Source organism: Brachybacterium horti, assembly GCF_054777615.1.
This window is the reverse complement of the sequence record NZ_BAAHAM010000005.1, coordinates 118,362-140,540: the sequence shown is the minus strand read 5'-3', so window position 1 is coordinate 140,540 and position 22,179 is coordinate 118,362. Positions and strand designations below refer to the sequence as shown.

Here is a 22,179-nt window from a genome sequence, read left to right as displayed (position 1 = left end):
TAGGTGCTCCACGATGAGTTGGTTCGAACCATCGATCGCCGTCGCCGTTTCGCGTCGTGCGCTGGTGACGGTGCGTACCACCCAGACGGTAAGAACAACGAAGATCGCGAGTGGTAGTGCGGCGGCGCCCGACGTCGCAGAAGCCCCTGCCTCGATCCGTTGGGACGGCCACATCGCCACCGCCGGCAACGACTTCGTCCAGTACGTCAACGGGCAGCCCGAACCCCTCGAGGTGCCCAAGTCGCCCGCGACACGACGCGAGCTGCGATCCCTCCTCGCCCTGCGCGACGCCGGCACCGCCCTGCTACAGACCGAGGCACAGACCGAAGGAGACAGCCCTGAGCTGTCCGCGCAGCGCACCGCCCTGCGCGATGCCTGGCAGCACCACCAGGACACCTACGGCCCCATCAACCGCTTCCACCCCTCCTGGCGCACCAGCAAGACCGGCACCGAGTTCATGGTCCCGATCTACCCCACCGCCGCCAAGGTCTTCCGCGGCGACCCTTTCTCCGCGTTCGTCAACGCCCTCGAGAAGTTCGACCCCGAGACCCAGACCGCGCGCCCCGCCGACCTCCTCGAGCGCCGCACCGTCGCCCGCCGCCACACCGCGCAGGGGGCCGACACCATCCACGACGCCCTCTCCATCACCCTGGACACCCACGGCAAGGTCGACCTCGACGAGATAGCCCGCCTCCGCGGCCTCTCCCCGGAACAGGCCCGCGAAGAGCTCGGCACCCTGGTCTACGACGACCCCGCCACCGAGCGACTCGTCCCCGCCGCCGAGTACCTCTCCGGCAACGTCCGCATCAAGCTCCGCGAGGCCGAGGAAGCAGCCCAGGCCGATCCCGACCGCTACACCGTCAACGTCCCCGCCCTCGAGGCCGTGATCCCCACGGACCTCACTCCCGCCGAGATCGAACCCCAGATCGGTGCCGCCTGGATCCCCGCCGCCGACCACCAGGAGTTCATCACCACGCTCCTCGGCGCGAGGCCCGGCCAGATCACCATGGAGACCACCGGTGACGGCCGCTGGCACACCTCGCAGCGCGGCCTCGGGAACATGACCTCCGCCTCGATCACCTGGGGCACGGACCGCCGCAACGCCCTGGACCTGTTCAAAGCCATGGCCGAGCAGCGCTCGATCCTCGTCCACGACACCCAGGAGGACGGCACCAAGGTCCTCAACCCCACCGAGACCGCCGCCGCGAACGCGAAAGCAGACGCGCTGCGCGAGCGCTTCCAGGAATGGGTGTGGGAGGACCCCGACCGCGCCGAGCGCCTCACCCGTACCTACAACGACACCTTCAACTCGCTGGTCCTGCGCGACTACACCGAGGCCGGCGAGCTCCTGACCTTCCCCGGCATCGCCGAGACGTTCACGCCCCGCGAGCACCAGCGCTCCGCCGTCGCCCGCATGATCAACGAGCCCGCCGTCGGACTGTTCCACCAGGTCGGCGCCGGCAAGACCGCCGAGATGGTCATGGGCTCCATGGAGCTCAAGCGCCTCGGAATGGCCACCAAGCCCGCGATCGTGGTCCCCAACCACATGCTCGAACAGTTCTCGCGCGAGTTCATGCAGATCTACCCCCGCGCCACGATCCTCGCCGCCAGCGGCGACGACCTCAAAGCCGACAAGCGCCGCCAGTTCATCGGCCGCATCGCCGCCAACGACTGGGACTGCGTGGTCATGACCCGCGGGGCGTTCCAGAAGCTCGACCTCACCCCCGAGAACAAGGCCCAGTTCATCCGTAACGAGCTCCGCGAGCTCCGCGAAGCCCAGGAAGCAGCCACCGGCGCCGGCAACGACCTCTCCGTCAAGGAGATCGAGAAGAAGATCGCCCGCGCCGAGAACAACCTCAAAAAGACCCTCGACCAGAACTACGACCCCGGCATCTCCTTCGAGGACACCGGCATCGACTACCTCTGCATCGACGAGGCCCACGACTACAAGAACCTCGCCACCGACTCCAACATCCAGGGCGCCTCGATCCAGGGCTCCGACCGCGCCAGCGACATGAAGATGAAGGTCGACCACCTCCGCTCCGTCCACGGAGAGCGCGTCGCCACCTTCGCCACCGGCACCCCGATCGCCAACAGCGTCTCCGAGGCGTACACCATGCAGCGCTACCTCCGCCCCGACCTCCTCGAGGCCGCCGGCGTGCGCTCCTTCGACACCTGGGCAGCGACCTTCGGCAAGACCGTCATGAGCGTCGAGATGGCCCCCGAAGGCAACAAGTTCCGCACCGTCCAGCGGTTCGCGCAGTTCCAGAACGTCCCCGAGCTGCTGCGCATGATGCACACCTACGCAGACGTGAAGCTCGCCGACGACCTCAACCTCCCCACCCCCGAGCTGCGCACCCGCGAGGACGGGACCCGCGGACCCGAGATGGAGATGGTGCCCGCCTCCGCGATCACCCTGGACTACATCCAAGACCTCGGCGGCCGCGCCGAGGCCGTCCGCAAGGGCCTCGTCAGCCCGGACGAGGACAACATGCTCAAGATCAGCTCCGACGGCCGCAAGGCAGCGCTCAGCCCCGAGCTCGTCGGCATGGAGGACCCCGCAGCGAACAACGGCAAGGTCGCCCGCGCAGCCGCAGCCATCGCAGACACCTACCACCAGCACAAGGACACCGAGTACGCCACCGACTCCGGCGGCACCGCCCCCGGCGCCCTCCAGATCGTGTTCTGCGACATGCACGCCTCCCAGGACTCCGACTACGACGCCTACGACGACCTCCGCAACCGCCTCGTCGACGCCAGCGTCCCGTCCGAGAAGATCCGCTTCATGCAGTCCGCCAAGAACGACCGCGACAAGGCCGCGATCTTCGCCGACGCCCGCAACGGCGACATAGCCGTCCTCATCGGCTCCACCCAGACCATGGGCACCGGCACCAACGTCCAGCGCCGCGCAGTCGCCCTCCACCACCTCGACTGCCCCTGGCGACCCGCCGACGTCGAGCAACGCGAGGGCCGCATCATCCGCCAGGGCAACGCCAACGACGAAGTCTCCGTCCACCGCTGGGCCACCCAGAAGAGCTTCGACGCCTACATGTGGCAGACCGTCGACCGGAAGTCCCGCTTCATCAACCAGGTCATGCGCGGCAGCCTCGACATGCGCACCATCGAGGACATCGGCCAGAACTCCCTGGACTACGCCGAGATCACCGCCCTCGCCGCCGACAACCCCCTCCTCATCGAGAAGACCAAGCTCACCACCGAACTGCAGCGCCTGGGCCGTCTCGAGCGCGCCCACAGCAGCGAGCAGCAGAACCTCCGCATCCGCATTCCCCAGATGCGCGACAGCATCGAGACCATGCGCACCCACCAGCACACCCTCGCGCAGCTCGCCGAACGCACCCAGGACGTCTCCGGCGACAAGTTCACCATCCAGCTGCACGACCAGACCTACCGCGAACGCGCCAAAGCCGGCGAGGCCATCGCCCACTGGGCCCGCGACACCCACTTCCGCGCCGAACACATGAACGACCGCGACCTCGGCCAGATCGGCACCCTCGCCGGCCACCCCATCCACGCCACCGTCATCGGCACGGTCAACAGCGGACAGCCACCCCACAACCCCCGCATCCACCTCCACGTCCCCGGCACGCTCGAGGACCACGCCGTCAAGATGACTGCCGCCGACCTCGCCACCACCGACCACCGCATCATCACCAGCCTCGAATCCCGCATCACCGCCATCGGCCGCGACGCCGCCGGCTTCGAGCGCCAACTTCCCCAGCGGGAGACCGAACTGGCCGAAGCCGAGAAGAACCTCGGCCAGCCCTTCAAGCACGCCCACCTCCTCACCCTCACCCGCGAACAGCTCGCCACCGTCGACCAGAAGATGGCCGCCCGCGACGACGACCACGCACCCGAGGAACCCACCGAACCCACGCTCCCTGCAGCACCATCGACCAGCACGTCGCCACGACAGCACGACAGCATGCCAGCACGCCAGCACTGGCGACAGCCCACCCCCGCCAATGACCATGGCTACGGCCGCTAGAGGAGTGCACGCCAACGACAGCGCGCACTACCCCTGCTGGATCCTCCGCACCTGGAGTCCTCAGCACCCCTGACAAACAAAACCGCTGCCGCGGATCGCTCCTCCGTCGCGACCCTTGCCCTCGATCCCAGCTGGCAACTCGGCCCCCACGGTGCTTTGCATCTTCGAACTTTCCAGCACGCGCCCACCGGGTGCTGATCTCAACCACGCAGACAGCGCATCCACCAGCCCTCGAGGGCAAGGACGCTTGCGTCCGCGGCAGCCATGACCCGATTGACCGTGAAGGGGGGCTCAACTAGGCTTCGCTCGATGCAGTCCGAGGAGAAGCGCACATGACATACGAGGTCACCGTCCAGGCCGCCCGCACGCCCCAAGGGTGGGACCTCACGCTCGAGGGTGAAGATACCCCCATCGCCCGAGTCCGCACGCTTGACAAGGCCCGCTCCGTGATCCTCGAGCAGCTCGCCACCACCGACCCCAGCGTCGACCACTCGAGTCTCACTCTCGTCATCCTCCCTGCCGCGAGCGAGCTCGGCGAGGACATCCGCGCCGCCCGTGCCGCCACCCTCGAAGCCGCCGCCGCCCAGGAGGCCGCCGCACGCGCCACTCGAGACCTCGTGATCCGCCTCGATGCCGCCGGCTACCGCTCCGCCGACATCGCCGGCCTCCTCGGTGTCAGCCGCTCCCGCGTCTCCCAACTCCTCCACGAGGGCCGCGCCGCAACCTGACTCGACCAGACGATTTAGCCCCCCTTGACTCTTAGAGTTAAGGGGGGCTAATCTGCCTGCATGGACGAGATCACGAACCCCCTCACCGACGAGACCGACTTCCTCTCCGACGACCCGTGGGCGCAGGAGCTCGACCGCCAGGCCGAGCGCCGGCCCGCCGCGGCCGAGGCCGACTTCGACGAGGAGCCCTACCTGGACCTGGAGGGCTGACCCATGAGCACCGACCGCTACGCCGCGATCTTCCCCATCCATCACCCCGCCCCCGAGAGCCGGCACCACCGCGCCGCGCTCAACCAGCTCCCCAGCATCGTCCCGGACACCATCACCATCACCGGCGAATGGACCGGCCACACCTGGACGGACCCCGCCGGCAAGCAGTGGTGGGTCATGAGCGCCCCCGCCGAGGGCCAGGACCGTGCCGACGCGCTCCCCGCCCTGCACGCCGCAGCCGAGCGCATCCACCCGGCCCTGCACACCTGGACCCAGCCGCACAGCCGCCCCAAGCCCGACCGCCTCGAGCGCCTCCGAGGCCTCCTCGCCACCGGCACCGCCGTCGAGGACGCGATCCGAGCCTGCGGCTGGGCCCGCACCCAGGCCGCCGGCGCCGCCGCCCGCCGCGCAGGGAACATCACCCTCGCCCGCACCCTCGAGGAGGTCGCGTGATGGCCCTCGTCGACCGCGAGAAGATGACCGACGCGACCGGCGCCGTCCACCTCTACCGGCCCGTCCCGAACAACACCCCGGGCGTCCCGCCGGAGTACCCACACCCCGACGCGATCCACCATGCGCGCACGTCCGGGCGAGGCCTGCACCCGTGCTTCCACCTCCGCCCCCTCGCCGAGGACCTCGCCTACTACGAGGAGCGCGGCGAGGAGCCGGACATGCCCGTCGACGGCGACCAGACCGCACGCTGGCGCGCCCTGCAGTGCTGGGACGACCAGATCGGCCGCCAGCCCGACAAGAAGAAGTTCACCGGCACTGAGCCGTGCGAGAACCCGGAGTGCCCGCACCCGAAGCCGCACTGCGCCGGCCAGTGGTTCAGCGACGACTGGCCCCGCTTCCGGGGCATCGCCCACGCCCTCTACCCGGGCGGCAGGGTGCCGTGGCCGCTCGGCTACCGAGGCCCCCGCATCTACAGCGGCGGCTGGGACCAGTGGCAGCCGTTCAAGGACTACACCCCCGAACCGGAGCCCGAGGCGGCGCCGCCGCCGGAGCCGGAGCGCACCCCCGAGGCTCCCGCGCAGACCCCCGTCCAGCTCGATCTCTTCGACGCCCTGGAGGACCTCTCATGAGCACCCCGACCCGCCCCACAGTCCTGGACTACCTCCTCCGCGCCGGCGACGCCTTCATCGCCGCCCTCGAGCTGTACGGCCCGGCGGCCACCGCGGCCAACGAGATCCGCGCCCAGCGCCTCGCCGCCTACGCCGACCGATGCGCCCTCCTCGCCGCCCGCACCGCCGGCCGCGACACCGCCCTGCTCGAGCACGCCGTCGAAGTGCGAGACATGGCCTCCCGCACCCAGATCCTCCTCGACGCGATCCACCGCACCCGCACTACTCAGGCGCCGCGCCGAGCGGCCTGATCCCGAGTCCATCGAAAGGAGCACCCTCATGGGTGCTCAGGACGACATGATCTTCTCGAACCCCCACGTCAACACCCACGACACCGCAGTCCTCTGCGATGACCGCTTTGGCCCGGCCCGCACTGCCTGACCGCTCTGGAAGGATGACAACGTGACTACACGGAACAGCCGCCGCACGGCGAACGGCCGACCGCAACCACAAGGAGGAGTGATGGCAGCAGGTCAGAACAACGGGGTGACCACTCCCACGCCCGCGCGCACTGCAACCCTGACCGAGCGACTGCTCGCCTTCCTTCTTTTCCTCGTCGCAGTGGCCCACGGCGTGCTCGTGATCGTTGTCCTGATGACACTGCTCTCGGCGGGATTCCAGGACCTGATCAGCGCTGCCCGGTCAGTGTGGCCCTTCCTGATCCTCTGGAGTGCGCTAGCGGGCGTGTACGGCTTCGCTGGCTGGACCGTGCTCTCGTTCCGTCGTCCAGCCGCCGATACGGAGTAGGTTCCTGGGCATGGCCCGCTCGCCCGCTCTCTCCCCCCTCAGCGGCGAGCGAGCGGGCTCCCTCGAAAAGCTGCGCGGACGGTGGCTGGGAAGCCTGGCCGGGCGACCGTCCGCGCATACGCGAAACTGAGAGGAATAGACAACATGAACGCGTCAAAGGGTCCTGCGCACGGTCGGCCGCTCTTCCATGGGGGCGTCCCGGGTCTCCAGGTTGGCGATAAAATCATCTCCGCCAAGAGCCAAGGGTTGCAGGATTCTTACCAATACCCGTCAGGCTCGATCTATGGTCCGAATTACGTTTACGTCACCACGGACGTTAACAGTGCCCGCCGTTACGCCACTAACTACCTGCATCCCAATGGCAGCCGGCCTCCCGGGGATGTTTATGAGGTGACCTCCCGTGGTGGCTTGCTGCCGGATCCTGACTACCCTCAGATCGGGCGAACGAGGGGGGTTTTCCTCAGGACCACCTCGCCTGTCGAGGTGACGCGGGTTGTCGAACGCGGTGTCACGCTAACCGGCTCTTCGGACATTCGGTGGGGGTGAGGCGCGCCGGGTGATGGTCGGCGGGTAGGGGTCGAGGCCCTGGAGGATCAGAAGCGCTAACTCCCTGATTCCGACCGAGGACCTCGACGTGCTTCACCCTACTTCGGGGTGCGCTGATTCGCGCCCTGCCACTTGCCCGTGCTCCCGCTGCGATCTGCTGCTCGGTCTCGACGGCGTCCATGTCGAGGCGGTCGAGCGTCTGGACGGGCTGCTGGTGGTGACGGTCTCGAGCCCCGCGGCGCCGGCCGGGTGCCCGTCGTGCGGGGTGCTCGCTGTCGGTCGTGGGCGCCGCCGTCGAGTGCTGAACGACGTGCCCGGTGCCGCGCGGGTTCGGATCGTGTGGCGGCAGCGCGTCTTCCGGTGCGACGATGCAGACTGTGCGCGAAAGACCTTCGTCGAGCAGATCCCGTCGCTGGTCGCTCACCGGGGGTCGATCACGAAGCGCACTATCGCCTGGGCTATCGGACAGCTACGAGGCGAGCACGCGACCATCGCTGGGCTCGCCCGTCAGCTCGGAACATCGTGGAAGACCGTGTGGCGCGCCGTCGAGCCCGAACTCGTGCGCCTCGCCGCGGACGAATCCCGGTTCGATGGCGTCACGACGCTCGGTGTCGACGAGCATGTCTGGCATCACGTCGATCCACGCAAGCGCGGTCCGAAGGAACTGACCGGGATGGTCGACCTCACCCGCGACGAGCACGGCCGGGTGCGTGCGCGGCTACTGGATCTCGTACCCGGCCGGTCCGGGAAGGCCTACGCGACTTGGCTCGGTGAGCGCGGCGACGCGTTCCGGAAAAACGTGGAGGTGGCGGCGTTGGATCCCTTCGCCGGATACAAGACCGCGATCAACGACAAGCTGGAAGACGCTGTCGCGGTGCTCGACGCGTTCCATGTCGTGAAACTCGGCACCGCCGCGGTCGACGAGGTCCGCCGCAGAGTGCAACACGACACGCTCGGCCACCGCGGACGCAAGGGAGAGCCGCTCTACGGGATCCAGACCATCCTGCGCGCCGGAGCGGAGAACCTCACCGACAAGCAGCGAGTTAGGCTGGCCGCGGCGATCGAGGCAGATCCTGCGCACGACGAGGTGTTCGTTGCGTGGCAGTGCGCGCAGCAACTGCGATCCGCCTACCACGCGAAGGATCTCGCCGAGGGCCGCCGAATCGCGGAGCGAGTCGCCGAGACATTCCACACCTGCCCGATCCCGGAGATCGCCCGCCTCGGTCGCACCCTGCGCCGGTGGCGGTCAGCGTTCCTCGCGTATTTCGCGACCGGGCGCGCGAACAACGGCGGCACCGAGGCGATCAACGGAATCATCGAGCTGCACCGGCGCCTCGCCCGCGGCTATCGCAACCGGCACAACTACCGCCTCTGTGAGTCTTGAACCGGCTGGTCCGGGACCGGCTGCCAGGATGGTGTCGGCCGCCTCGCTCGGCGTGTGACTCATACCGGCTATGTCCTCCTCGTGGAGTGTCTTCATTGCGGACATGTCCACGCTGAGCGGGTGGCCGGCGCCGTCCCGGCCCACTTGGCGACTTGATCAGAAGACTGCCCGATCCCGCGGGGTCGTGGCCCATCACAGAGCTGTCCCAGTGACTCCTTCCCGGTCCGGCACCGGCCTCAGCGACCGGTCCTGTTCCCAGATCAAGGAAGGAGCGTCGATCGCCATGGCCATCGTCGCGCATACCCATCCATTTGTCATCGGAGTCGACGCTCACGCGAAGACGCATACCCTGGCGATCCTCGCTGCACCGTTGGGAGAACTGGTCGACACTGCACAGTTCCCGACCACTCACGCGGGTCTTCAACGCGCAATCGACTGGGCCGGGCGGCGCACCGGCGCGGACCTGGACGTTTTGTGGGTCATCGAGGGGATCGGCTCCTACGGGGCGCGACTCGCGCAGACGGTCGCGCAGACCGGCTACCAGGTCGCTGAAGCACCCCGGATGAATGCGCGCACGAACCGAGGGGTGGGCAAGTCCGACCCGCTTGATGCCCGCCGAATCGCAGCAGCTGCGCTGCCGCTGGAGATCACGCACCTGAGGAACCCACGCGACGACGACGGTGAACGCGCCGCTCTGCGCGTGCTCGTCACCGCCCGAGAACACATGACCACCGAACGCACCGGCACCATCAACGCGCTCACCGCGCTGCTGCGGACTGTCAACCTCGGCATCGACGCCCGCCGACCACTGACCAGCACTCAGGTCACCGAGATCACCCGGTGGCGTGCCCGGGCCGAAACAGTCGCTGCCGCTACGGCCCGCGCCGAAGCCATCCGTCTCGCCAAACGAGTGACCGCCCTCAATGACGAACTCGCCGAGAACAGGTTACGAATGGAAGCGCTCGTTCATGCCACTCCAGCGGCGACACTGCTTGACGAGCCTGGCATCGGTGTCGTGACGGCCGCGATCACGATGACCGCCTGGTCACACGTCGGTCGGCTCCGCTCCGAGGCCGCGTTCGCGTCTCTCGCCGGTGTCAACCCCATCCCCGCCTCTTCCGGAAACACCGCCCGACACCGTCTCAACCGTGGCGGTGACAGGCGGCTGAACCGAGCCCTGCACATGGCCGTCGTCACCCGCATGCGCTGCGACCCCGCCACCCGCGCCTACGTCGAACGACGCCGCACCGAAGGCCGCACCAACAAGGAGATCCGCCGCTGCCTCAAGCGCTACCTCGCCCGACGGATCTATCGTCAACTGAACCGTGCCGTAACGCCGACTTGACACACATAGAAGAGTCCGCATGCTCCTCGCCGCCGGCGGCCTCACCCCATGACCCCCACCGAATGTCCGAAGAGCCGATTTTCCGATCAGGCTTGCTGTCAGCTGCACGCCACCGGTCCCCCAGCCTCGCGGCAGCGGTACTTCGCGAGAGGCAAAGGGCACTTGAAATCCAGGAATCGCAACTGCCTTGAGCATCACTCGACGAATCATTCGCTTGGTCTGCTCATCGATATAGCCAATGTTGTACTCAATTTTGGCCGAATTCATTGATCTACTTCCTGCTCGTCAGCGTGCTGTTCGCCGAACTCTTGTTGAAGCTTTCGAACAAGGTGCAGTTCAGCTTGGAAATCCACATAGTGCGGCAGCTTGAGGTGTTCAACGAACCCGGCCGCTTGCACACAGTCCGCGTGACTCAATACGAATTCCTCGTCCTGCGCGGGTGCATCCGACTGCTCGTCAAATTCATCAGCTCGAAGTGCCCGGTCGACCAGCGACATGGACATGGCCTTGCGCTCGGCACGACCGAACACCAATCCGTAGCCACGCGTGAACTGCGCCGGCTTATCGTGACTGCCCATGAACTGATTGACCATCTGGCATTCGGTGACCTCGATGCGCCCCAGCGGAACCGCGAATCCCAGCTCCGGGGCGTCGAATTCGACCATGACTTCCCCAACACGGATCTCCCCCGCGAACGGGTGCGTATTACCGAATCCCCGCTGCGTTGAATAGCCCAGCGCGAGCAAAAATCCCTCGTCGCCTCGTGCCAGTCCCTGCAGTCGCGCCGCGCGGGACATCGGGTATTCGGCGGGTTCGCGAGTGATGTCGGCCGGTTCCGGGTCACTCCAGGGTTCTTCGTGGTCGGGTTCCAGCAGTGCCGCCGAGCCGAGGATGTCAGTGATTCTGGGCTGGTCGACATGCGCAGTATCAGCGCCACCGTTTTCGATGCTGATGTCTGCCTCTGTCGGTTCGGTCAGCAGCCGGTGTGTGTAGTCGAACGTGGCACCGAGCTGCTGACCACCAGGAACGTCCTTAAACGTTGCCGAAATGCGCCGCTGCGGTGGCAGAGCAGACGTGTCAATCGGCTCGGAGTATCCAAATCTCGGCAAGGTCGTGCGATACGCCCGAACGAGCGTGATCGCCTCGACAACATCACCCTGACATTGAATAATGGCCCGGCCCGCGAGTTCACGGTCATAGAGGGAGCCCTCGTTCATGACTCGCGAGGTGAGTACCGGCAGCTGGCTGGCAATCGCATCCGCCTCGACCCGAGGTACTGCCGGATTGCCGCGACCTTCCTTGGCCAGGAGCGCATGCGCATTCGCGATTGCTTTCTCGCCGCCCTTAACAGCTACATACATTGGTTAGGCCTCCCGCTTGTGTTCTTGAATCGCCAGCGAAGTTGTTCGAGGCAGCGCCATGACACTGTGTTCATCAACAATGAGCAGGTCGACGCCTCGTGGGAAGAGCTGGTGATTTGCTGCCCAGTCCTCGAAGAATTCGGCATACGTTTCCGGCATGAGAAACTCAATCTCGCCATTAATGCCGGGGCCGGTGGCGCGACAATTGTGTGCGCCAGTCATCTCACGTGCATCGAGCACCAGGGTCGTTGACTCTTGGGGCGACAGGTCACTCCCGGTCCGCAACTCGTTGAGTGCAGGCATCGAATCAACGGTCGCGACCACAAAGTCAGCGTCGGCGAGCTCAGTGCAACGCTTGAGCCCGGTGTGGAAGAGCAGGTAGCCCATGGCCGACTCATCCTGTGCCAACACGGGATGGTGCCAGACCGCGGTATCGATATCGAACAGCGTGAGTTCCACGGCTGCCAGAGCCGAGCCCAGTGCGGCGGGGACGTCTTGTGGTCCCGTGATCGAGAATTTCCGCCCCGGGTACGAGAACGCGTTGAGAATCGCGCGAAACACCGCTTGTGAATCGCTCGATGGGTCCGAAAAGCCGGGCTGGGGAATGGTCGCCGCCTGAAACACTGCGTCACTCATCAGTTCTCCCTCGCAAACGTAAGAAAATCGACCTTGGTGCTTTGCGCATCCGCAAGTGCTGCTGCTTCGCGAAGTTCATGCGCATGCTGCAATGGGCGAATCACGGCCTGCTGCACCTTCTCGCGCAGCTGGGTGGTCGCGAGCATGCCGTCGAACACTGCGGAATACCAGGCGTGGTCGGGGTTGCTCCCCAACACGTAGGAGTGCCCGAATGCATCCTCATTCAGCGGCCCGCCGCTCAGGCGAACGGAGGCGCGCACCACGGTGGCCTCACCCAGGTTGAATCGGTCACCACCGGACCCAATTCGGCCGCGCACCATCACGATGCCAGATTCCGGGCCACGAATGCGTTCTACCTGGGGCTTCTCTTCCCAGGCTTCCCACGCAGCGCTCAGTTCCGACACCTCCGCGAGCGCAAGAACCGCCATCCACTGCTGCCGTTCAGCGATTGCGTCCGTCGAACTCATCGCACCAATCCTTCCAAGTCATCTATTCATCAAGACAACTCGACCGTAATCGAGACCGCGCGATTCATCTAGTAAACTAGACAAATACCAGTGAAACTTAGGGTGAACAATTGCCCCTGCAGCCCCAAAGAGAGACCACGTGACAAAAACCACGCCTCGAGCCACAAGCGGTTACTCAACCTGGCGACTCATTGCCGACGAGGTGCGCAGTGAAATCATTGACGGCTACCTGCAAACGGGCGCAAAGCTGCCCACCGAAGCCGAACTTGCCGAGCGCTTTCAGGTGCACCGCAACACCGTGCGCCAAGCAGTCGCCGCCCTCGTTTCTGAAGGACTGGTGGAGCGACGCCAGGGAAGCGGCACCTACGTGCTTCCTCACACCCTCCTGCTACACCGCATAGGCCTTCGCACCCGGTTGAGTGAAAGCGCACGGGATACAACAACGACATTCAATCGGCCACTCTCCGCGGAACTCGTGACCGACACCCCCGCCGAAGCGCACGATCGGCTGCAATTACAAGGACGCCCCGCACTCAAAATCGAAACGATTGGCCACACTGACGGCTCGGCCGTTGCTCGATCAACGGCCTGGTTCAACGCCGACCTGACCCCGGAGCTTGACGACCACTTACGCCACACGCGGTCAATCACCAAGGCCCTGCAAGCAATCGGCATCGATGACTATGTCCGCACCTGGAGCGCTGTCAGCGCTCGAACCGCAACCACCGAAGAAGCGCAAGACCTCAACATCCCAGCCGGCTCAATCGTGCTGGTGGTTCGCTCACTGAACTCCCTCACCGACGGCCGGCCACTGCAGTATTCAAACACCCGCTTCCGCGCCGACCAGGTCGAACTCGACATTGATTTCGACGCCTTCCCCAAGCGCTGACGACTCGACGGGAAAAATTAGTTCCGCAAGAGGCTGTTGCATGAATCCGGGGCGTGTCGCACGATTGGGTGCCTCAGTTTCGTGTCTTGACCTGGGATAATCGGGGTTGTGGGGTACAACTTCGTTGGTGTTGATCGTGATCAGCCGTTCTTGTTGCCGCCGTCGCTGACGGACTGGCTGCCACCGGATCATCTGGCGTGGTTCGTGCTGGACGCGGTTGCGGAGCTGGATCTGTCGGAGTTCGTGAAGGCGTATCGGGCGGATGGTCGCGGCGGCGCGGCACATGACCCGTCGATGATGGCCGGGCTGCTGCTGTATGCGTACTGCACCGGGGTGGTGTCGTCCCGCAAGATCGAGGCTGCCTGCCAGGTCGATGTCGCGTTCCGTGTCATCGCTGGCAACTTGGTCCCCGATCACACCACGATCGCGAGGTTCCGCGCGACCCATGCGGATGCGTTGGCGGGTCTGTTCACGCAGGTGCTGGCGATGTGCGCCGAGGCGGGGCTGGTCAAGGTCGGCACGATCGCGGTCGATGGGACGAAGATCTCCGTGTCCGCGTCGCTGGATGCGAACAGGACGCGTGAGGCGATCATGAAGCAGGTCGAGGAACTGATCGCCGCCGCCGAGGCTGCCGACGCCGGCGAGGATGAGGTGTTCGGGGCGGGGGTGCGCGGTGACGAGGTCCCCGCCGATCTCCGCGACCGCACCAGCCGCCGCGCCCGGCTCGCGGCAGCGAAAGCGCGACTTGACGCGGTCGACGCGGCCCGCCAAGCCGAGTACGACGCACACCTCGCCGAGCGCGCGGCGAAGGAGCAGGCGGCGGGGAAGAAGCTGCGGGGACGCAAACCCAAGCACCCGGCGGAGAAGGCACCGAAGACGAACCCGCCGAAAGTGAACACGACCGACCCAGAGTCACGGATGATGCCGATCCGGAACGGGTGGGTGCAGGGCTACAACGCGCAAGCGGTCGCGACCGAGTCGCAGATCATCATCGCGTGCGATGTCACCCAGGACACCGGCGACACCGCCCAGCTCACCCCGATGATCGCCGCCGCTAACCGAGAGCTAGACGCAGCCGGTGTCACCGAGCCCATCGGGGTCGTGCTCGGCGACGCCGGATACTGCACCGAAGCCGTCCTCGCCGGCCTGCCCGACGACGGGCCGGACTACTACCTCGCCGCACGCAACATGCGTCACGGGAAGCCCCGCGTCGGATCCCGCGGACGCCTGCCCGCGGGCGCGACGCTGATGGACAAGATGGACCGGAAGGTGTCCCGCAAGGCCGGACGGGTCCACTACGACAAACGCAAGTGGATCATCGAGCCTGTCTTCGGTCAGATCAAGACCGGCAGAGGAATCCGCTCTTTCACCCGCCGCGGCTTCGACGCCGCGGCAGCCGAGTGGAAGCTCATCGCCGCGACCCACAACCTCCGCAAGCTCCACCGCCACCTGCTCGCCACAGCCGCCGCCCCGATCACTGCGATCTGACCGGCCAACGCGGCGGAGCCAACGAGCTGACCGCGTCCAACACGCGTCCTCAACCAGCGCGCACGACGCTCATCGGCCCCTCGAGACCGCCGCCCGCTCGAGCGTCGGGACCGACGCCCCACTGACCACACCACCCCGCCACACATTCACGCGACAGCCTCCGCAAGTTAACTCTTTTTTGGAACCTTGTTCACTTTGGCGGCATAGCTTTCCCGCATGAACAAAAAAATGAACCTACGGGTACTGACACTGAACATTTGGCTCGCCCCCCGCGATCAGCAAAAGCGCGACGCGCTCCTACTTAAAGGCCTCGAAGAGCACGACGCCGACATTGTCTTCCTGCAGGAAGTCCTCCGCACCCCGGAGCGCGATGCCTTCCAGCTCGTAAAGGAAAACTCGAGCCTCCACTGGCACCACGCATCCGACTTCGCTGCCCACGCATCCGACTTCGCTGACTTCGAGTGGCCCCTCTGGGGAACCGCCGTTGGTACGCGCTGGGAACCCAAGAGCATTACCACCCACAAGCTTCCCGCAGCCGACGGACCCTATGTATGGGAAGCCGTGCTGTCACTGCCCATCGGCGTGGACATGCTCTTCCTCGGCCCGCGCCCGAGCTTCAATTTCACCGACGAGGCCGCTCGTGTGGAGCAGGCGCTGTTCGTCACTGAACTTGAAGAAAAGCGCCGTCAAGAGGCCCCCACGATTATTGCGGGCGACTTTGACGCCGCTCCCGACCAGGACTGCATGCGGTTCTACACCGGCAAATCAGCCATCAACGGCCGCAGCGCCGCCTTCCGCGACACCTGGGCAATTGCCGGAGACGGTGGCCCCGGCTACACCTGGACCACCGATAGCCCGTGGGTCGCCCGAAGCGTGACCGACGGTCAGGGAATTGTTCCGAACTACGTGGTGCAGGAACCCCACCACCGCCGCATCGATTATGTACTCGCCGGCTCGACGGTAAACCACCTCACGGTCGAGAGTGTCATCAACTCGAGCAAGGTTGTGTTCAACGAGTATCCGACGGCAAGCGACCACTACGGAGTCCTCGCCGAGATTGAACTGAACGCGCTGGACAAGCCGACGGCCTGGGCATAATTCGAACCAAAAGCTACGGCCCGGGTCCTCTCTCCTCCAGGAGGGCCCGGGCCGTGTTGTTGAACTATCAAATGATCAGTCGCGGAACATTTCCTCAGCCTGCGCAGCCCGCGCCGCTCCCTTGAGGGTGCGCTCGGGGTCGACCGCGACGACGTCGTGGCCGACTACGCCGCCACCGCCGAGAACCTGCGCGGCGAGTGGTCAGACGCGATGACCGCCGTCTTCGAACAGCGCGGCATCGAACTGACCGCGGGAATGGTCGAACTCATCACCGAGAGCCCCGCCGAGGTGCTCGAGGCGCTGCTCGAGCGCATCGACCGCGAGCACGGGTCGATCAGCGCCTACCTCCTCGCCCACGGACTCACCCCCACCGAGCTCGAGCGTCTCACCGCCGTGATCATCGACCCCGCCGCCACCGCGGTCTGATCGGAAGGAACACACACCATGTCGCACATCGCGAGCCAGCATCCCGCTCCCGAGCACTTCATCCTGCATGTCTCTGACACCCACTTCGTGGGCGACGGCGACCTGCTGCACGAGCGCATCGACAGTGACAAGAACCTCGCAGAGCTGTTCGACGGCTTCACCAAGGCCAACGCCCGCCCCGAAGCGATCGTGTTCACCGGCGACCTCGCCGACACCGGCCGCCCCGACGCCTACGAGCGCCTGCGGGCCATCGTCGAGCCCGCCGCCGAGAAGCTCGGTGCCCAGGTGATCTGGGTGATGGGCAATCACGACGAGCGCGTCGCGTTCCGCCGCGGCCTGCTCGACGAGGAGGCCGACCAGTCCGAGCCCGTCGACCGCGTCTACGACGTCAACGGTCTGCGCATCATCGCGCTCGACTCGACGGTGCCCGGGCAGCACCACGGCGAGATCAGCGACGAGCAGTTGGCGTGGCTGCGCCGCGAGCTCGAAGTCCCCGCGCCCGACGGCACCCTCATCGCGCTGCACCACCCGCCCGTGCCGAGCCCGATCGGGCTCGTCGCCCTGATCGAGCTGCGCGACCAGGAGCGCCTCGCCGAGGTCATCCGGGGCACCGACGTGCGCGGCATCCTGGGCGGTCACCTGCACTACTCGACCACCAGCACGTTCGCGGGCGTGCCCGTGTCGGTCGCGTCGGCGACCTGCTACACGCAGGACCTCGCCGTCGCCTACCCCGGTGCCCGCGGCCAGGACGGCGGCCAGTCCTACAACCTCGTGCACGTCTACGGCGACCGGGTGCTGCACTCCGTCGTGCCGATCGGGCAGTTCCCGACCGTCTGGAAGATGACTCCCGAGATGCTCGAGGCGTTCATGAACATGACCCCCGACGAGCAGCTCGCCGCCGTCAACGCGTCGGCGGGAGAGTAGTCAGCCCATGTTCGTCACCGTCTCCGCTCCCTCGGCCGCCGCTGCGCCGGCCGAGGGAGCGGGCGCGGCTCCGGCCGAGGCATCCGCGCCCGTCGTGCGCCGCTCGCGCTTTCGGCCCCAGAGCCTGCTGCCCTACCTGTATGTGCTGCCGGGCACCGCGTTCCTCATCCTCTGGACCTACAGTCCCCTCGCCCAGACGTTCGGCCTGTCGTTCTACGACTGGAACCTGCTGCCCACAAGCCCCAAGACGTTCGTCGGCGGGTCGAACTACGCCGAGGTGCTGGCGCTGCCCGAGCTGCACACCGCGCTGCTGAACACCGTCGTCTACATCGCCGCGTTCTTCGTCTTCTCGCTCGTGCTGCCGATCGCGATCGCCGTCATGTCACGGCAGGTGCGGGGGCGAATGCGCACCTTCTATCAGGCGCTGATCTTCGTGCCGTTCCTCATCACCCCCGTCGCCACCAGCGCCGTGTGGCGGTGGCTGTTCGCCGAGCAGGGGGCATTCGCCACCGTGCTCGCGCACTTCGGCGTCGACATGCCGAACGTCTTCCGCGACCCCGACCTCGCCATCTGGGCCGTCATCGTCATCGTCGGGTGGCAGATGCTGGGCTTCGGCGTGCTCGTGATCGCCGCCGGCTTCGCCGGCATCAGCCCCGAATACGGTCAAGCCGCCGCACTCGACGGTGCCGGCGCCGGCCGCATCTTCGGACGCATCACCTTGCCGCTGCTCTCACCGACCCTGGTCTTCCTGTCGCTCATGACGATCCTCCTCGCCGCGCAGTGGACCTACCCGATCATCGACCTGCTCACCCAGGGCGGGCCCACCAACTCAACCACGAACATCTACTACCTGCTGTACCAGTTCGGGTTCCAGAACTTCGACGTGGGCATCTCGTCGGCGGCCGGGGTGATCTTCTTCGTCGGGTTCGGCGTGATCGCACTCATCTTCCTCGAGCTGCAGGAGCGGCTCAGCTTCTACGACAACTAGGACCACCCATGTCATTCGTCACCGTCACCGGGCCGGCGCTCGCCGCCGACACCGTGCTGCACAAGGGCGCTCGCGTGCGGGCGGCTTCCGCTTCGGCGGAAGATGTCGCCGTGGCATCCCGCACCCGCCTCGGCACCATCGCCGGCCACGTCGTGCTGATCATGCTCGCGCTGTTCAGTGTCTTCCCCGTGTACTGGATGTTCGCCACCGCCTTCCGCGCCCCCGAGAACGCGCTCGACCAGACGCTGCTGCCCTGGCCGCTCAGCCTCGAGAACTTCGCCTACGTGTGGAACACCATCCCCATCGGCAACATGCTGTGGAACACCTTCGCGATGTCGATCATGCTCGCCGTGGCGCAGCTGCTCATCGCCGTGCTCGCCGCCTACGGGTTCGCCATGTGGGACTTCCGCGGGCGCAAGCTGCTCATGTTCCTCTTCATCGGGTCGTGGCTCGTGCCGTTCCAGGTCACGATGATCCCCAACTATGTGCTCGTGTCGCAGATGGGCCTGCTCGGCACCGTCGGGGGCGTCGTGATCCCCCAGCTCGCCGGAGCCTTCGCCGTGCTGCTCATGGTGCAGCACATGCGCGCCTTCCCCCGCGAGCTGATCGAAGCCGCACACCTCGACGGGCGCTCGAGCTGGGCCACGCTCTGGACCGTCGTCGTGCCCAACATGAAGCCGGCGCTCGCCGCGCTCGGGATCATGGCGTTCATCTCGGCGTGGAACGAATACCTCTGGCCGACGCTCATCATGCGCCAGGGCGATGCACTCATCCAGGTCGGCGTGCGCAGCTTCTTGAGCGCCGAGGGAAACAACTGGGGCGCGACGATGGCCGCCGCCGGGCTCGCCTGCGTGCCCGTGCTGCTCATCTACGTGTTCCTCCAGCGATACGTCGTCGACGCCTTCGTGCGATCAGGACTCAAGTGAGGCACCGTCCCTACGGCTGAACTGACCAAGCCACCCAAAGCAGCGACGTCTTGCACCGATCCCCTTGCGGGCGACGAACGCAAGCGGGAGGTCGCGGGCGATCTTCCGGGCGTCGTCAAGCGTGCCCCTACTCGTTGACTTCCCATGGCTGGCCGAAGCTGGCGCCGCGTACGACCGACCAAGCTTCTACCGCGCGCTCGCACGAGTCAATCGTCGCCCCACAGTCCCGTCACGTAGTAGTCCTCTGCGTCGGTGTAGATCGAATCGCCGACCCGCTCTTCAACGTTCGGGAGTCCGGCGAGCTCATCGGATGCGCCGTCGAGAACCAACTCATATACGGAGCACTGCAGAAGGACCGGGACTAGCGTCACCTCATGTACGGCGTACTCGTGCTCCGGAGCACCGTCGTCGTCGTATTCGACGTGCAGGCTTCCCTCGTCGCGCGCCCGGACGTGCGTTAGCCAGGGTCGTTGTCAAGGGGGGATGCAGACGACGGCTGTCAGCGCATTGTTGATCTGGAGGTACTGATGATCACCGCAGATCAACAAAGGCTGGTGTTCGAGCCGCTCGGCCAGGGCGCCTGGCGGCTGTGCGACGCCGGCATCGACGAAGCAAGCGCCGAGCGCTTGATCGCCTACGTGGAGCGCGCGGCGAGCGGCGGGTACGAGGCGATCTGGATGCGGCCGGGTCTGCGAGCCAGCCATCACGCGACGCGCGAAGACGTTCGACTGACTGCCATGGCGCAGCGGAGCGGGAAGGTCGCCTCGACGCGTTCGAAGCCGATCCCGATCCCGCATCTCACACCGCTGCAGTCCCCGCTAGCCCGAGGACTCCCCGGCGCCAACTGACGAGCCGCACCCATCGCAATGGCGCGGGCCTGCGACTGGGCTCGGGGTCGCGCTTCTGAGTTGAAGCCGCCGCCCACTGTTGTGGAGGCGCGGGCACTCGCATTGAACCGATCGCACGGCACCGCGTTAGACCAACACAGCTGTCCGGTTGGCTGTCGGCTCGGGCATCAGGTACATGCCCTCACCCCATGACCCCCACCGAATGTCCGAAGAGCCCGCTAACCGAAGAAGAGAAGTGGCGCTTCGATGCGCGACATTTCCATTGGGCACTCGATGACGGACCCGTGTATGACGACGATGGGCATCTTCAGATGTCAAAAAACATGGCCAAGCGCGGAGTTCCTCCGGAGTGGCTAGCTATCATCCGTCCCTGGTATGACGGCCGGAAGCTCCGGGAAAACGGCCAGTTCGTTGCAGACACCGACGAGCAGCTCGCGGCGGCCTTCTTCGATGCGATCCCACAACTGGATACGGGGCACCCCGTGGAGCGGCGTCGACTCTTTTACTTCTTCCCTTCGAAGCTCGTGTGCGCCGAGTGTGGAGAAGTATTCGGTTCCGATCAAGTGAGCGCTGCAATCCACCAGCTCGGAGAGAGGGAGGTGGGCGCTATGAGTGCACTCATGGGAAAGGGGCCTCTCTACCCAACCTTCGTCGTTGATGCTGCACGTCGACTGCACCCCGAGCGCTGGACCTGGTTCACCCCGCGATGATCCGGCACGCTCGATCGCTTCCCCGGGTGACGGTCGGTCATAGGTGTGACTTTGTCCGCTAGATGGCGGCGTTTCTCAGACGCTCTGTGGCGGCACGTCGCCGTGGTCGATGGTCGCTGGGGCTCGTGAATCGCCCCGGGTTTGTTAGAGGCTCGCAAGTGCCGCGTCGGCGGGTGCCGGTGCGGGGTGGTTGTGATGGTAGGTGTCCTCGAGCTCGACGGGCGGGATCATGCCGATCTCGCCGTGAAGTCGCCGGTGATTGAACCAGTCGGTGTATTCCGCGGTCGCGATCTCGAGGTCGTCGATGTTCTTCCAGGGCCCGCGGTTGCGGACCAGTTCAGCCTTGAACAGCGAGTTGAAGGCCTCGGCCAGGGCATTGACGCTCCTATAGTTGTCAACCCGCGATTTCGCCGGTGCGGGGGTTGACCTTGATGAGTTGGTAGACCTCGCGGATGACGTAGCGCTTCAGGCAGCGGATGATGTCGCGCTTGCTCTTGCCTTCGGCGGTCCGACGGGCGACGTAGGCGATGGTCGGCTCATGGAACCTCATCCGGACGATCACGGTGCGGTAGATCGCGGCGTTCAGCTGCCGATGGCCGCCGTGGTTGATGCGATGTCGACCGCTGGTCATCCCGGAACCGGTCGGGACTGGGCTGATACCGGCGAGCTTCGCGAATGCGGCTTCGGAGTGGATCCGCTCGGGGTTGTCGCCAGCGACGATCAGGATCTCGGCTGCGGTATCGACGCCGATGCCGAACTGCTCCAGCAGCTGGGGTGCGGTGCGAATGACGAGCGCCTCGATCGACGCCCTTAGTTCCTTGGCTTCGCTGTCCAGGTGCTGCCATCTGCGGGCCAGTGACCGCAGCGCATGGCGGAGAGAGTCTGCGGGCGTCTCGAGGTTGCGAGGGCGCAGCGCTGCGAGGTGTCGGGCGAGCTTGATCGGCGTCATCCGGTTCGTCTCCCGGCGCAGCGTGTCGTCGGCGTGGACGAGCATCGCCTTCATCGAGATCATCGCGGCGGAGCGGTCGGTCACGGCTGAATCGTGCGCGATCTTGAGCTGCCTGATCATCTCGACGCTGCTGTCCGCGGTCTTCGGAATGACCGTCGCGAACCCCGCGAGCACGGAGCGGGCGGCGTTCTCCGCGTCGAGGGTGTCGGATTTCCCGTTCAGGCGCCGCTGGCGGCGATCAGGGCGTCCTGCTTCGACGACCTTGTGTCCGTGGCGGCGCAGGAACGATGTCAACGTCGCACCATAGGAACCGGTGCCCTCGATGCCGAACGCAAGGACCTTGCCGAACGAGTCCGCCCGGGACTGATGCGCGATCAGGTGT

General features: G+C 66.0%; 23 protein-coding genes and 1 pseudogene. 18 read left to right on the top strand and 6 right to left on the bottom strand.

Going from position 1 to position 22,179, the window contains the following annotated elements; all coding sequences use genetic code 11:
- Positions 1-70 precede the first annotated feature (70 nt).
- The 9 genes from ACYVAP_RS16190 to ACYVAP_RS16150 all read left to right on the top strand — a co-directional run bounded on the left by ACYVAP_RS16190 (position 71) and on the right by ACYVAP_RS16150 (position 10,087).
- On the top strand, positions 71-4,006 hold the full coding sequence (locus ACYVAP_RS16190; protein ID WP_498861511.1) for a helicase-like domain-containing protein: 3,936 nt from the start codon (positions 71-73) through the stop codon (positions 4,004-4,006).
- 332 nt (positions 4,007-4,338) lie between these two features.
- Complete coding sequence (locus ACYVAP_RS16185; RefSeq protein WP_498861510.1) at positions 4,339-4,734, top strand: antitoxin HicB; 396 nt, start codon at positions 4,339-4,341, stop codon at positions 4,732-4,734.
- Positions 4,735-4,794: 60 nt separating this feature from the next.
- Positions 4,795-4,944: a hypothetical protein gene (locus tag ACYVAP_RS16180; protein ID WP_498861509.1), complete on the top strand. Its 150-nt coding sequence runs from the start codon at positions 4,795-4,797 to the stop codon at positions 4,942-4,944.
- Positions 4,945-4,947: 3 nt separating this feature from the next.
- Positions 4,948-5,397, top strand: coding sequence for a hypothetical protein (locus tag ACYVAP_RS16175; protein ID WP_498861508.1), 450 nt, complete (start codon positions 4,948-4,950; stop codon positions 5,395-5,397).
- Positions 5,397-6,026, top strand: coding sequence for a hypothetical protein (locus ACYVAP_RS16170; RefSeq protein WP_498861507.1), 630 nt, complete (start codon positions 5,397-5,399; stop codon positions 6,024-6,026). The genes ACYVAP_RS16175 and ACYVAP_RS16170 overlap by 1 nt, the downstream gene beginning before the upstream one ends.
- Complete coding sequence (locus tag ACYVAP_RS16165) at positions 6,023-6,316, top strand: hypothetical protein (RefSeq protein WP_498861506.1); 294 nt, start codon at positions 6,023-6,025, stop codon at positions 6,314-6,316. The genes ACYVAP_RS16170 and ACYVAP_RS16165 overlap by 4 nt, the downstream gene beginning before the upstream one ends.
- A gap of 211 nt (positions 6,317-6,527) precedes the next feature.
- Positions 6,528-6,812, top strand: coding sequence for a hypothetical protein (locus ACYVAP_RS16160; RefSeq protein ID WP_498861505.1), 285 nt, complete (start codon positions 6,528-6,530; stop codon positions 6,810-6,812).
- A 634-nt stretch (positions 6,813-7,446) separates the two neighbouring features.
- Complete coding sequence (locus tag ACYVAP_RS16155) at positions 7,447-8,742, top strand: ISL3 family transposase (protein WP_498861504.1); 1,296 nt, start codon at positions 7,447-7,449, stop codon at positions 8,740-8,742.
- Between the two features lie 283 nt (positions 8,743-9,025).
- Positions 9,026-10,087: an IS110 family RNA-guided transposase gene (locus ACYVAP_RS16150; RefSeq protein ID WP_076688513.1), complete on the top strand. Its 1,062-nt coding sequence runs from the start codon at positions 9,026-9,028 to the stop codon at positions 10,085-10,087.
- A gap of 87 nt (positions 10,088-10,174) precedes the next feature.
- Here the strand turns inward: ACYVAP_RS16150 and ACYVAP_RS16145 are convergent.
- The 4 genes and pseudogenes from ACYVAP_RS16145 to phnG all read right to left on the bottom strand — a co-directional run.
- Positions 10,175-10,354: pseudogene (locus tag ACYVAP_RS16145) on the bottom strand (alpha-D-ribose 1-methylphosphonate 5-phosphate C-P-lyase PhnJ); the annotation flags it as partial.
- Positions 10,351-11,448, bottom strand: a complete 1,098-nt coding sequence (locus ACYVAP_RS16140) for a carbon-phosphorus lyase complex subunit (RefSeq protein ID WP_085603641.1) — start codon at positions 11,446-11,448, stop codon at positions 10,351-10,353. The gene ACYVAP_RS16140 and the pseudogene ACYVAP_RS16145, both read right to left, overlap by 4 nt.
- 3 nt (positions 11,449-11,451) lie before the next feature.
- Positions 11,452-12,084 (bottom strand): phosphonate C-P lyase system protein PhnH, encoded by a 633-nt coding sequence (gene phnH / locus ACYVAP_RS16135; protein ID WP_085603644.1) that lies wholly within the window; start codon positions 12,082-12,084, stop codon positions 11,452-11,454.
- Positions 12,084-12,551 carry a phosphonate C-P lyase system protein PhnG gene (gene phnG / locus ACYVAP_RS16130; protein WP_085603647.1) on the bottom strand — a complete coding sequence of 156 codons (468 nt, stop codon included), beginning with the start codon at positions 12,549-12,551 and terminating at the stop codon, positions 12,084-12,086. Before phnG ends, phnH begins: the two co-directional genes overlap by 1 nt.
- Before the next feature lie 139 nt (positions 12,552-12,690).
- Here phnG and phnF point away from each other — a divergent pair, with 139 nt between their 5' ends.
- The 9 genes from phnF to ACYVAP_RS16085 all read left to right on the top strand — a co-directional run bounded on the left by phnF (position 12,691) and on the right by ACYVAP_RS16085 (position 20,848).
- On the top strand, positions 12,691-13,440 hold the full coding sequence (gene phnF, locus ACYVAP_RS16125) for a phosphonate metabolism transcriptional regulator PhnF (protein WP_085603651.1): 750 nt from the start codon (positions 12,691-12,693) through the stop codon (positions 13,438-13,440).
- A gap of 108 nt (positions 13,441-13,548) precedes the next feature.
- The gene (locus tag ACYVAP_RS16120; RefSeq protein ID WP_498861503.1) at positions 13,549-14,928 is read left to right on the top strand and encodes a transposase; all 1,380 of its coding nucleotides are present in this window, start codon (positions 13,549-13,551) and stop codon (positions 14,926-14,928) included.
- A 216-nt stretch (positions 14,929-15,144) separates the two neighbouring features.
- Positions 15,145-16,026 carry an endonuclease/exonuclease/phosphatase family protein gene (locus tag ACYVAP_RS16115; RefSeq protein WP_498861502.1) on the top strand — a complete coding sequence of 294 codons (882 nt, stop codon included), beginning with the start codon at positions 15,145-15,147 and terminating at the stop codon, positions 16,024-16,026.
- A gap of 99 nt (positions 16,027-16,125) precedes the next feature.
- Complete coding sequence (locus tag ACYVAP_RS16110) at positions 16,126-16,452, top strand: tyrosine-protein phosphatase (RefSeq protein ID WP_416338507.1); 327 nt, start codon at positions 16,126-16,128, stop codon at positions 16,450-16,452.
- An 18-nt stretch (positions 16,453-16,470) separates the two neighbouring features.
- Complete coding sequence (locus ACYVAP_RS16105; protein ID WP_487896006.1) at positions 16,471-17,376, top strand: phosphodiesterase; 906 nt, start codon at positions 16,471-16,473, stop codon at positions 17,374-17,376.
- A gap of 7 nt (positions 17,377-17,383) precedes the next feature.
- Positions 17,384-18,364, top strand: a complete 981-nt coding sequence (locus tag ACYVAP_RS16100) for a carbohydrate ABC transporter permease (RefSeq protein WP_062637302.1) — start codon at positions 17,384-17,386, stop codon at positions 18,362-18,364.
- Between the two features lie 8 nt (positions 18,365-18,372).
- Positions 18,373-19,290 (top strand): carbohydrate ABC transporter permease, encoded by a 918-nt coding sequence (locus ACYVAP_RS16095; RefSeq protein WP_090586852.1) that lies wholly within the window; start codon positions 18,373-18,375, stop codon positions 19,288-19,290.
- Positions 19,291-19,817: 527 nt separating this feature from the next.
- Positions 19,818-20,138 (top strand): hypothetical protein, encoded by a 321-nt coding sequence (locus ACYVAP_RS16090; protein WP_090586853.1) that lies wholly within the window; start codon positions 19,818-19,820, stop codon positions 20,136-20,138.
- 188 nt (positions 20,139-20,326) lie between these two features.
- On the top strand, positions 20,327-20,848 hold the full coding sequence (locus ACYVAP_RS16085; protein ID WP_498861501.1) for a hypothetical protein: 522 nt from the start codon (positions 20,327-20,329) through the stop codon (positions 20,846-20,848).
- Positions 20,849-20,992: 144 nt separating this feature from the next.
- On the opposite strand, the gene ACYVAP_RS16080 is transcribed toward ACYVAP_RS16085, so the two are convergent.
- Positions 20,993-21,220 (bottom strand): integrase core domain-containing protein, encoded by a 228-nt coding sequence (locus ACYVAP_RS16080; protein ID WP_498861515.1) that lies wholly within the window; start codon positions 21,218-21,220, stop codon positions 20,993-20,995.
- 22 nt (positions 21,221-21,242) lie between these two features.
- Positions 21,243-22,172 carry an IS110 family transposase gene (locus ACYVAP_RS16075; protein ID WP_498861514.1) on the bottom strand — a complete coding sequence of 310 codons (930 nt, stop codon included), beginning with the start codon at positions 22,170-22,172 and terminating at the stop codon, positions 21,243-21,245.
- Positions 22,173-22,179 lie beyond the last annotated feature (7 nt).